Origin of the sequence: Neolewinella lacunae (assembly GCF_014349155.1) — a bacterium.
GTDB classification, from domain to species: domain Bacteria; phylum Bacteroidota; class Bacteroidia; order Chitinophagales; family Saprospiraceae; genus Neolewinella; species Neolewinella lacunae.
Map to the genome: position 1 here is coordinate 1 of NZ_JACSIT010000039.1, position 10,445 is coordinate 10,445.

12 protein-coding genes are annotated in these 10,445 nt (G+C 46.2%); 11 read left to right on the plus strand and 1 reads right to left on the minus strand.

What is annotated here, in order from left to right:
• The 11 genes from H9S92_RS01515 to H9S92_RS01565 form a co-directional block, all read left to right on the plus strand.
• A partial coding sequence (locus H9S92_RS01515; RefSeq protein WP_187464848.1) for a transposase occupies positions 1 to 773 on the plus strand: 773 nt, incomplete at its 5' end.
• Between the two features lie 36 nt (positions 774 to 809).
• Positions 810 to 1,511, plus strand: coding sequence for a hypothetical protein (locus H9S92_RS01520; RefSeq protein WP_187464964.1), 702 nt, complete (start codon positions 810 to 812; stop codon positions 1,509 to 1,511).
• A 330-nt stretch (positions 1,512 to 1,841) separates the two neighbouring features.
• On the plus strand, positions 1,842 to 2,234 hold the full coding sequence (locus H9S92_RS01525; RefSeq protein WP_187464965.1) for a hypothetical protein: 393 nt from the start codon (positions 1,842 to 1,844) through the stop codon (positions 2,232 to 2,234).
• A gap of 143 nt (positions 2,235 to 2,377) precedes the next feature.
• Entirely contained in the window at positions 2,378 to 3,100 is a 723-nt protein-coding gene (locus tag H9S92_RS01530; protein WP_187464966.1) for a hypothetical protein, read from the plus strand.
• 433 nt (positions 3,101 to 3,533) lie between these two features.
• Entirely contained in the window at positions 3,534 to 4,016 is a 483-nt protein-coding gene (locus tag H9S92_RS01535; protein ID WP_187464967.1) for a DinB family protein, read from the plus strand.
• Between the two features lie 169 nt (positions 4,017 to 4,185).
• Positions 4,186 to 5,502: a ferredoxin reductase family protein gene (locus H9S92_RS01540; protein WP_187464968.1), complete on the plus strand. Its 1,317-nt coding sequence runs from the start codon at positions 4,186 to 4,188 to the stop codon at positions 5,500 to 5,502.
• Between the two features lie 34 nt (positions 5,503 to 5,536).
• A complete protein-coding gene (locus tag H9S92_RS01545; RefSeq protein ID WP_187464969.1) occupies positions 5,537 to 6,154 on the plus strand; it encodes a c-type cytochrome in 618 nt (205 codons plus the stop codon).
• Between the two features lie 462 nt (positions 6,155 to 6,616).
• Entirely contained in the window at positions 6,617 to 7,090 is a 474-nt protein-coding gene (locus H9S92_RS01550; RefSeq protein ID WP_187464970.1) for a nucleotidyltransferase, read from the plus strand.
• Between the two features lie 228 nt (positions 7,091 to 7,318).
• A complete protein-coding gene (locus H9S92_RS01555; RefSeq protein WP_187464971.1) occupies positions 7,319 to 7,621 on the plus strand; it encodes a hypothetical protein in 303 nt (100 codons plus the stop codon).
• A gap of 4 nt (positions 7,622 to 7,625) precedes the next feature.
• The gene (locus H9S92_RS01560; RefSeq protein WP_187464972.1) at positions 7,626 to 8,201 is read left to right on the plus strand and encodes a hypothetical protein; all 576 of its coding nucleotides are present in this window, start codon (positions 7,626 to 7,628) and stop codon (positions 8,199 to 8,201) included.
• A gap of 459 nt (positions 8,202 to 8,660) precedes the next feature.
• A complete protein-coding gene (locus H9S92_RS01565; RefSeq protein WP_222935932.1) occupies positions 8,661 to 9,686 on the plus strand; it encodes a tetratricopeptide repeat protein in 1,026 nt (341 codons plus the stop codon).
• Here the strand turns inward: H9S92_RS01565 and H9S92_RS01570 are convergent.
• The coding region (locus H9S92_RS01570; RefSeq protein WP_187464848.1) for a transposase at positions 9,673 to 10,445 on the minus strand (773 nt) is incomplete at its 5' end. The genes H9S92_RS01565 and H9S92_RS01570 overlap by 14 nt on opposite strands.

The window sequence follows — 10,445 nt, forward strand, 5'->3', positions numbered from 1 at the left end:
AATCTTTGCTGGATTATTATGCCGAAATCCTTGAGCAACGGGCTGACGAACTGCTCCAGATCAGTAAATACGTGGTAGTCGATGCGTACTTTTCCCGAAATCCATTCATCCAACGCGTTGTCAATGCAGGTTTTCATGTAGTCTCCCGCTTGCGTAAAAACGTCAGTCTGCGCTACTACTACAGCGGACCACAAAAGTCAAAAGGGCGGCCTAAGGAATATGCTGGCTTTGTCAACTTATTTAACCTTGATCCTGCCGTATTTAGTCGAGTGGAAGCGCTGAGTTCACCTCAAACCGTTGCTTGGACGGGCGTGGTTCAACTAAAAGTAGCAGGATTAAAAATCCGTATCGTGGTTATACACCAACTTGACGAAAAAAACAAAATCAAGTCTGTGAAGGTATACATGAGCACCGATGTTGATCAGCCAGCCGAACAAATTGTCCATGCTTACCGCTGTCGTTACCAACAAGAATTCATTTTCCGCGATGGCAAGCAGTTCAGCGGTTTAGAAGAGGGGCAAGGGCGTGATTGGCTTAAGATCGACTTCCACGTCAACTGCGCGCTAACGGTAGTTAATTTGGCTAAAGCTGCCCACCACTTAGCGGTTCCCGACCTTGAACGCGGAGCATTTTCCATGGCTGATATTACAACTGCCTATACCAATGAGCGCTTGGCTTTACGCATTTTCAGCAGGTGTGGGATTGACCCGAACCTGCCAAAAAGTCAAGAGGTACTGGCGGAGGTCAGGAACTACGCCGCTAGAGCAGCTTGAAATCGCAGCGGACCATTGATATTAACAACTGCATTCATGCTGTTCACAGCCATTGGAACGGTGAGTCACGAGTACGGCCATATTGCCGTAGCTAATTTTTTTGGGTATGAAACAACGCTACACTACGGAAGTATGAATTATTTCCCCGCAGGTTATCTTCAGGACGATGACTTAAAATCCCTCAGATCTTTAACGAAAGATTTTGCAGGGACGGAATACGACTTGTGGCCTGAAGAGATCAAGGAAAAAGCCAAAGCGTATAATAACATTTTACAGAACCGGTATTGGAATGCGCAAACAAATAATGCGCTTTATGTAACTATGGGTGGTCCCTTGCAGACCATCTTTACTGGGGCTCTTGGGCTAATCATTTTAGTCCTTCGCAAAAATTCAATTCATCAGAATGGACTAAAAATACTCGATTGGTTAGCGGTTTTTCTTGGGCTTTTTTGGTTGAGAGAAATCTTTAATCTTGCTGCTTCAATTGGCGGAGAAATCATCTTACCAGATGGAAGTTGGTTTGCTGGCGATGAGTATCATATTTCACAGGCGTTAAACCTTTGGGAAGGAACAGTTCCAATTGCCTTAGGTATTCTTGGGATGACAGCATCGTTTTACATTGTATTTAAAATTATCCCTCAAAAACTACAACTGACCTTTGTGTTAAGTGGAATGCTCGGGGGAATAATGGGTTACGTATTGTGGATGCACATAATTGGGCCGAAAATCCTGCCTTAATTTGTGGATGAACAGGCCTAATTGAGTAGCGTAAGAAGCCGCCCAATCATGGCTCCTCCTCCCTATCCCATCACTCAGCCCTGGCATACTTTCCGCCCGCTCCTACTCAGCCCCCGGTTTCCCCTGACGCCCTTGCAACTTGCTAGGTGGCTTCACCCACTCCGCTACGCGAATTTGCACCTTCAAGAATAAGTCGCTACCTTAGGGACTAAATGTGCATTCTAAGCCCACACATAGGCTACAACGTCCATTCCTCGTGCCCGACGGCACAGCGTGTAGCCCAATCGTTAGCGGTTCTAAAAAACAAAAATGATGAGAAATAAGAACTTGATGAGACAAATATCTCTTTTGCTCTTACTATTTGTAGCTCTTGAAAATGTAAAGGCACAAACAGTAGTTGTAAATCCAGATGGAACGCATTCTATTGTAATTGATAATGGCCCGACAAAGACAATTATCAACCCAAATGGAACCCATTCGACGGTAATTGACCATGGCGCGACAAAGACGATCATCAACCCAAATGGGACCCATTCGACGGTAATTGACCATGGCGCGACAAAGACGATCATCAACCCAAATGGAACCCATTCGACCGTAATTGACCATGGCTCGACAAAGACGATTATTAACCCAGATGGAACTCACTCAACCGTAATTGACCACGGTGCGACAAAGACACTTAATAAAAGGCAAAGGAAAAACAAGAAAAACAATCGCTAACACGCAAAATTAAAAACCACAGGGGCTGTAGGCTATTCATTCGTTGTAGCTCGCTTCAATTTTTTTGTGTAGCTTCACAAGAAATCGTCCGCTACCAGTAAATATCCAAACCACTACCGTCGCTTGCAAGCAAAAACCAACCGATGAATATTTTTCAGAAAATAGCAAGACGAATAATCAAGATGTCATTTGACACAGCAGTTTCGACAATTGAGTATTTCAGTAAAATGGACAAATACTACCAACAAGTTGACGAATTAAGAAAACTTAAAAATGGGACATTGGGAAAGGAAATTGCAATTTGCTTGGATAACCACAAACTTAATCTTGTACCTAATTATGAGAGTCACGATTTGAAGCACGTTTTGCTCGGCTATAAAATGACGGCAGAAGATGAAATTCGAATGCAAGCATTTATGATTGGAAACGGAAATTTTTCGATTCCTTCCTTTACAATTTTGTTTTTTGGAGCACTTTTACTTCCTGACTTGTGGTCGACCTTCTATTCTGACTTTAAGACAGGAAGACAAACTATCCCAATCTCAAACTGGACAATTAATGACTTTGCAAACAGACCAATCAGTGAATTAAGAATCGAATTAACACAACCAACACAGCAAAAAATAAACCTGATAGATATGAAACGATTGACTCAATTTGCTGCGATGGCTACATTTTTGGCAGGAGTATTTGGAATGCTGTTCTGTCTTCCGTTCTTATTCTCTTCAAATATGGCAGATTTGGTTGGAGCAGGATTTCCATTTGTTGCAGGTGCGATTTTGGTGGTTGGTGGACTTTTGACTTTATCGAACCTGACCAAAGAAATAAATAATAATCAGCGCGCAGCAATGCAATTGAAATCGTAGCCATCTGTAGCATGCGATGCTTAATACACGAAGCCGATACTACCGATTGCAAAAGCCACGGAAAAGGAAACCGCTCCAACCCTATCTGACCTAGAGCCATGAACAGCCAACGGCCCAAGTGGCTAATGCTACCACCTTCTGCTGCGGCAAAGTGGATTTTCGGGCGAGAATTTCACTGGAGCAGGTTTGAAGTCCGGGAAAAAGCTTTATGTTACCGACGGTTTGATCGAAGGGTATTCCGGTTGACTATGATTTTACGCTACTCTTTTCGTCTTCTGCAAAGGACAAGAAAAAGCCGATGAAACCTTAATTCTTCCGAGCCACTTCCAGCTGCAATAAACCAAATTAAGCCAATCGTAAGAGATCCCAAATCTTCAAACGCTCTGCCTTCAAAACTCCCCAACCCCCAGGCTGCTAACTCAATATCCAACGTATGGAATCCGCTGCTAATTATGCCATTGAGCAATATGAGCTCGTTCAAGCATCAAGGAAAGTGCTCCTTGATTACTGCAAAACCATTCACTCAAATGACTTTTTAAACGAGAACAGCTCATTTGGAAGGGGCGGTAGCATTAGAAATTTGCTAACCCACATCGCTAATACGTATGAATTTTGGATTGCAAAGCACGGTTTAAACAGGGCCATTGAATTTACTCCGTACGGCTCCATCCAAACCATCAACGACGCGATGTTGCTTTTTGAAAAAATTGACGCAATGGTGTTCGAATTCATTGGGTTGGTGGACAGCGCGGAGAAAAGACAAATACACTTTGAGATAAACGGGGTAAAAAGCCATGCATCCCCTTTCAAACTATTTACCCATGTGATCACCCACGAGTTTCACCATAAGGGACAAATACTATCCATAAGCAGACATTTAGGTTATATCCCAGTAGATACCGATATTATGAGGTAAGCCAACAATTGGTAAGTAACCAACCATTAGCAACCAGCAAAACTGGAGGAGGCAGGTCCGCTCTGGCGTCATTCCTTGCTCTTTTGTTCATTCCACTGCACCTGCGGCCGCGCCCAACACGCGGCCCCCCGCTGCTGTTGCAACGAGACCACATACTACACCCTACTTCATGCGCAGAACACTACTCGGCGTCGCCTGGCTCAGCCTTTACCTGTTCATCATCCTGGCTCCCATCCTGCTGATGTTCCTGCCGCCCGTGCCTACGGGGAGGAGTTTCTGGGTGGAACTTTCCGTGGCCCTCGGCTTCGTGGGGCTGACGCAAATCGGCATCCAGTTCGTGCTCATCGCGCGCTTTAAGCCCCTGACCTACCCCTACGGCATCGACGTGGTGCTGAAGTACCACCGGCAAATCGCGGTGGTCGCGCTGCTGTTCGTGCTGCTTCACCCCGTGCTGATTCTGCTGGAACACCCCGCGCGGATCGTGCTGTTCAATCCCTTCGGCGGCACCTACGCCAGTAAATTCGGGCTGGCGGCCGTGGTGCTGCTCCTGGCCCTGACGGTGACCTCCATCTGGCGCGAAAAACTGAAAATTTCCTACGAGACCTGGCGGCTGCTGCACACCGGAATGGGTATCCTGGCCCTGGTGGCTGCCCAGGTCCACGTGTCGCTGGCCGGCCTGTACGTCAACACGTTCTGGAAGCAGCTGATCTGGGTGGTGAGTAGCGTGGCGATGGTGTCGCTGATCGCTTACCTGCGGCTCGTCAAACCCTACCTGCAAAAGCGGCAGCCGTGGCGGGTGGTTGGCGTCCGCCAGGAGGGGGGCGATACGGTCAATATCGACGTCGAGGCGGTCGGCCACGACGGCTTCCGTTTCCACCCGGGGCAGTTCGCCTGGATTAAGGTGGGGCGAACACCCTACACCATGGAGGAACACCCCTATTCCTTCACTGGCAGCGCCGAAAAAACGACCCGCCTTTCCTTCGGCGTCAAGGCCCTGGGCGATTTTTCCGCACGGCTGCAGGCGCTAGAAGTCGGCACGACGGTGTACATCGACGGGCCGCACGGTGCCTTTTCCATCGACCGCGCCCAGGCCCCCGGCTATGTTTTCATCGCTGGCGGCGTAGGCATTACGCCGATGATGAGTTTCCTGCGGACGCTGGCCGACCGCCAGGATCCGCGGCCGATCATCCTGATTTACAGCACCAACGAGGAGCACGAACTGGCCTACCGCGACGAGATCGAAGGCCTCAAAGACCGCCTTGATCTGGAAACGGTTTACGTCCTCGATGAACCGCCCCACGACTGGGCGGCGGAGGAAGGCCGGGTCACCGGGCAGCTGCTCGACCGGCGGCTGCCGAAGGAGCGATTTACGCGCCGCTTTTTCATTTGCGGTCCCAGCCCGATGATGGCCGCCGTGGAGCAGGAATTGCTGGCCGACGGCGTGCCCCGCACCCACATTCACCTTGAAGAATTCGCCCTCGCCTGAGCCGCTTTCGGCCCCTTATTTAAATCGTTTACCCATGCGCCACCTACTTGCCAACCTATTCACTTTCGCTCTGATCGCTACCCTCGTGGTCGGGGCCGTCCTCGTCGCCTGGGCGCGCAGCGAGCAGTTGGTGCTCAGCCAAAGATCGGCCGTTGAGCCGCGGGTATTCGCGGGCGATGGCCCGCCGGAGGTAGATGACTGGTTTGCCTTTGGTCGGCGCACCTACCGGGCGAATTGCCAGAATTGCCATACGGTGGATGGGTCGGGCCGCGGCATGTATCCCCCCATCCAGGGGCTGACGCCGCTGCTCGACGCCCCGGGCGGGCGGGATTACCTCGTCCATACCTTAATATACGGAGTATACTCCGGGGCGTACGGCGCGCCGATGCCCCCCATGCCGGAGCTGAGCGATACGGAGATTGCGGCGGTGCTGAATTATGTGCTCGTCCAGTTCGCCGCCCCGGACCAGGCCCCCGGCAGCGATGGCTGGTATCGGCCGCAGGAGGTTGCCGCGCTGCGGGGGCGGGACTACGACGAATGGGCCATCGGCGCGGGTCGGCCGGCGGTGCCGACGGCGCGGGAGTTGGGGAAGGGCATCCGCATTCAACTGTGGGAGCGTTTGCCGGCGGTGCCGGCGGGGGAGGATGAGTGAGGGGGGGGGGAGTTGGGTTTTGGGGGGGAAGAGGGATAAGTGGGCTTTGAGCTGTGTGGGATGGTAACAATACTAGGTGGCAAATGCGCTCGGGCACTGCTGCGGGGGGGTGGTTTTTTTGGGCAGATTTTTTGCTGGGATGGGTAGAAAGTTTGGGGGTAAAGCCTTAAATTGCCGATGGTTTGGGCTGTTGGGGAAGGATGCTAGCGTTTCCACCCTTGCGAAAACTTTAAACACTTGATTTACTCTACACCTTATGGGTAGCGAAAAGCACAATAGAGTGATGGGCTTGTTGGGAGGACGGGTAATTGTGCTCCATAAAAAATGAAAAAATGAAAACACAAGTACGAATAGTAAAGAAAGGAGAGGACGAAAGTAACCTAATCTATTGGTTATCTTTGACGACGAAAGAACGAATGGCAGAGTTAGAGAAAATTCGTCAGCAAATTAACAAAAGAAGATATGGAACTCGACCAGGATTTCAAAGAGTTTATAGGGTTACTCAACGAGCATGAAGTCAATTACTTAGTAATCGGTGGGTATGCGGTAAATTACCATGGATACCCTCGATACACAAAGGATATTGATTTTTGGCTATGGATGACAAAACCAAACATAGAGAAACTTTTAGAAGCCATACGAGCTTTTGGGTTCGGTGAATTGAACCTAAAAGTTGAGGATTTTATGACCCCTGAAAACATTGTACAACTCGGGTACGAACCTTATCGAATTGATTTATTAGTAGATGTGGAAGGCGTAGATTTCGAAGCGTGTTTCGAGAGAAGAAACGAAGCGAAATTGGACGGAACGTCGGTAAAGTTTCTTTCGCTGCAAGACCTAATAATCGCCAAAAAGAAAGCTGGCAGGTTGCAAGATTTAGCCGACGCTGAACAGCTTCAAAAAATAAGCGACAAGAGCAAAGAGGCTAAAGAATAAAAACAAAGTAGAATTAAGTAAAGCAAAGAGTCAACAACTCTCTACCAGAGAGCTTGCACCGCCAAGAAGAAGTCGCTACATTTAGTCCCTACAGGAAAATTAAAGCCGAATGCCCAAGCTAAATTGCCAATTCATGCTGCGCACAGATGCTGTGCATAGCCAAAAGTTCGCGGTAAGAAGAAAAAAGGAAAATCCTTCACAAAGGAAAACATCCTAGACAAAATCGACATGCTAAATAATCAAACGAAATTTTCAAAAATTTCCCTGGTTTCTTCGCTAATTACCATGGCGTTATTTTTAAATCTCATTTTACCAATGCCAAAAACGATAAAAGCAAGTGAAGTAATTGCTCAACCATCGATAATACTTGTGGTTGCAATTGAAATTTTCTGTTTATCGGGGATAATAATGACTGGTTTGAGTTTCATGAAAAAAGAACCGTCAACTTGGTTCCAATGGGTTGGAGGAGGTCTAAATATTCTTTTATTTATCATAATTTTTGGTTCTATAATATTTGCAAGAACAGTATAATCAAATGGCAATTTGGCAATTTCAATTAGTAGTAATTCCTAAAAAGGGAATATTGGAGAAGTTCGGGCACGTACCGGAGAAACTTCAAATCGATTACAAAGAAAGAGAAGAATATTATTATCTGAAAGAAGAAAATTTAATTGAGGAGGAAGATAAATTCACAGATGCCTTGATTCAAGATTGGTGGAGTTCAACAGAAATACAACCAATGGAAATAATTCACCAAATTGATAAAAATGTTAGAAGAAGCGATTTTGGAAGGGATTCTTCTGTGAATTGGAAGTTCTATTCTTCAAAAGTAGACAATGATGCTTCAATGTCGATCAATAAAGAAACGGGTAAAATCGAAAACATTAGATTTCGAGCAGATTTGCGAGAAGAAAATTTTAAATTTTTAAGAGCGATGATCGGATTAGCAGATAAATATGAGTGGCTGCTAATGGATATGCAAGGGAATTTGGCAAATCCAGATATGAAGCAAATAGGGCGGCTAATAAAGTCGTCAAATTCTTACAAATTCTTAAAGGATCCAATAGCTTTTTTGACAGATATAGGAGACGGCAAATTAGAAATTGAATAAAAATCAAGCAGGGAATAGAACAGGCTTAGCAGCCCCTAATTGCCCTCCCTCACCACCCTACCTACGAGGTATCGTACCCATCCCTTCGTCACCACAGGACCGTCCAAGATTCAGGCCTCAAGAGGAACGCCTCCTTTGTGCCGCCCTCTCCGGGGCGCTCCCTCACAACATGGCTTTATTCCGCTGAACCTGGTTTGTCACCCTATTCTGCTTAGACAAAGTGATCATCCGGGCAGATTTTTCGCTGTGATGGTTGTAAAGCTTGGGGAAAATGCATTATGTTGCGGGCGGTTTGAGCTAGTCTGGAAGTAGACCAGCTTACAGGCCAGTACCAATTAAACACTTGACTTACTCTTCACCTTATGACATTCTGGATTGCATGGCTTTGTACATAATAGGGTCATCAACATTCGTTTAGCATAATCAGCCTCCTAGACGGGCTCTTGGGGGGGAGGTAAAATGCGCAGTGGAGATACAGGATTGTTGCGGGAAAAGGCAGTTCGTGGCTATTTTAACCAAACCTTCAAAAATAAAAATACAGAAATAACTATGAGACTATTTGACTTCTTAAAAAAAAAGAAAAATCAACCAGACAACACAACTATTGACCACGCACTGCAAGTCGACATTGAACGATTTGAGAAAGAATTGTTTGCCACTGTGCCGAGATATATTTCAAAACCAGGTGCAGAAGTTAATATCAAAGCAAGACACCAAGAAACGAATGAAGTTATCCCATTTGCAGTTGGCTTTCCTGAGCAGTTTGAATCTTGGAGAACTATTGCATCATTAGCTGATAGGCGTGGGATTATTTATTCCCTTTTAGATAATCAATTTGGAAGCCAATTAGAACTTTGGCAAGCGATTGAAAGATTTAACGATGATAGATATGGAGAAAGAGCATTACAAATAGCGACAGAATATAAAAAGGAAACTGACGAGCAAAATCCAAATTATTGGAATGCTTTGGCAAGAACAAATTTCATATTGACAAAATATGAGGAAGCGGAGCAAAATTGCCTGAAAGCTATTTCAATTGAAAGAGATAATTTAAGAACAAAGCGCATTTACGCAGACATTTTGCATTGCACAAATAGGCATGAAAAAGCCCACGAAATTTATAACGAAATTTTAAAAACAAAACTCCCCAAAGACAAAGCAATGAGCTTGTCTATTCAAGAATTGCTTGGTTTTGATGGCGATATTGTTAATTCACCTATTTATGCAATCAGTTGGCTGAAAGCAGATAAAAATATGAATGACGAAACCTGGGAATGGGCAAATGAAGAGTTTTACTACAGTCCACATTTTCGTTCACAATATGCATTCCACTTAATAGAAACGAATGAACATATTAAAGGATTTGCAAAACTTCTAAATTTAAGTAAGGAAATGCCTTGGTTTAAGGATGGTGTAGTTAATAGTTATCACTTAATCGACCAACTTAACTTGACAATGGTCCGCTGCGATTTCAAGCTGCTCTAGCGGCGTAGTTCCTGACCTCCGCCAGTACCTCTTGACTTTTTGGCAGGTTCGGGTCAATCCCACACCTGCTGAAAATGCGTAAAGCCAAGCGCTCATTGGTATAGGCAGTTGTAATATCAGCCATGGAAAATGCTCCGCGTTCAAGGTCGGGAACCGCTAAGTGGTGGGCAGCTTTAGCCAAATTAACTACCGTTAGCGCGCAGTTGACGTGGAAGTCGATCTTAAGCCAATCACGCCCTTGCCCCTCTTCTAAACCGCTGAACTGCTTGCCATCGCGGAAAATGAATTCTTGTTGGTAACGACAGCGGTAAGCATGGACAATTTGTTCGGCTGGCTGATCAACATCGGTGCTCATGTATACCTTCACAGACTTGATTTTGTTTTTTTCGTCAAGTTGGTGTATAACCACGATACGGATTTTTAATCCTGCTACTTTTAGTTGAACCACGCCCGTCCAAGCAACGGTTTGAGGTGAACTCAGCGCTTCCACTCGACTAAATACGGCAGGATCAAGGTTAAATAAGTTGACAAAGCCAGCATATTCCTTAGGCCGCCCTTTTGACTTTTGTGGTCCGCTGTAGTAGTAGCGCAGACTGACGTTTTTACGCAAGCGGGAGACTACATGAAAACCTGCATTGACAACGCGTTGGATGAATGGATTTCGGGAAAAGTACGCATCGACTACCACGTATTTACTGATCTGGAGCAGTTCGTCAGCCCGTTGCTCAAGGATTTCGGCATAATAATCCAGCAAAGATT

What these genes read in the sequence shown, in the direction of transcription:
- H9S92_RS01520 (WP_187464964.1), top strand. Translation starts at nt 810, where the DNA reads ATGCTGTTCACAGCCATTGGAACGGTGAGTCACGAGTACGGCCATATT.
- H9S92_RS01525 (WP_187464965.1), top strand. Translation starts at nt 1,842, where the DNA reads ATGAGACAAATATCTCTTTTGCTCTTACTATTTGTAGCTCTTGAAAAT.
- H9S92_RS01530 (WP_187464966.1), top strand. Translation starts at nt 2,378, where the DNA reads ATGAATATTTTTCAGAAAATAGCAAGACGAATAATCAAGATGTCATTT.
- H9S92_RS01535 (WP_187464967.1), top strand. Translation starts at nt 3,534, where the DNA reads ATGGAATCCGCTGCTAATTATGCCATTGAGCAATATGAGCTCGTTCAA.
- H9S92_RS01540 (WP_187464968.1), top strand. Translation starts at nt 4,186, where the DNA reads ATGCGCAGAACACTACTCGGCGTCGCCTGGCTCAGCCTTTACCTGTTC.
- H9S92_RS01545 (WP_187464969.1), top strand. Translation starts at nt 5,537, where the DNA reads ATGCGCCACCTACTTGCCAACCTATTCACTTTCGCTCTGATCGCTACC.
- H9S92_RS01550 (WP_187464970.1), top strand. Translation starts at nt 6,617, where the DNA reads ATGGAACTCGACCAGGATTTCAAAGAGTTTATAGGGTTACTCAACGAG.
- H9S92_RS01555 (WP_187464971.1), top strand. Translation starts at nt 7,319, where the DNA reads ATGCTAAATAATCAAACGAAATTTTCAAAAATTTCCCTGGTTTCTTCG.
- H9S92_RS01560 (WP_187464972.1), top strand. Translation starts at nt 7,626, where the DNA reads ATGGCAATTTGGCAATTTCAATTAGTAGTAATTCCTAAAAAGGGAATA.
- H9S92_RS01565 (WP_222935932.1), top strand. Translation starts at nt 8,661, where the DNA reads ATGCGCAGTGGAGATACAGGATTGTTGCGGGAAAAGGCAGTTCGTGGC.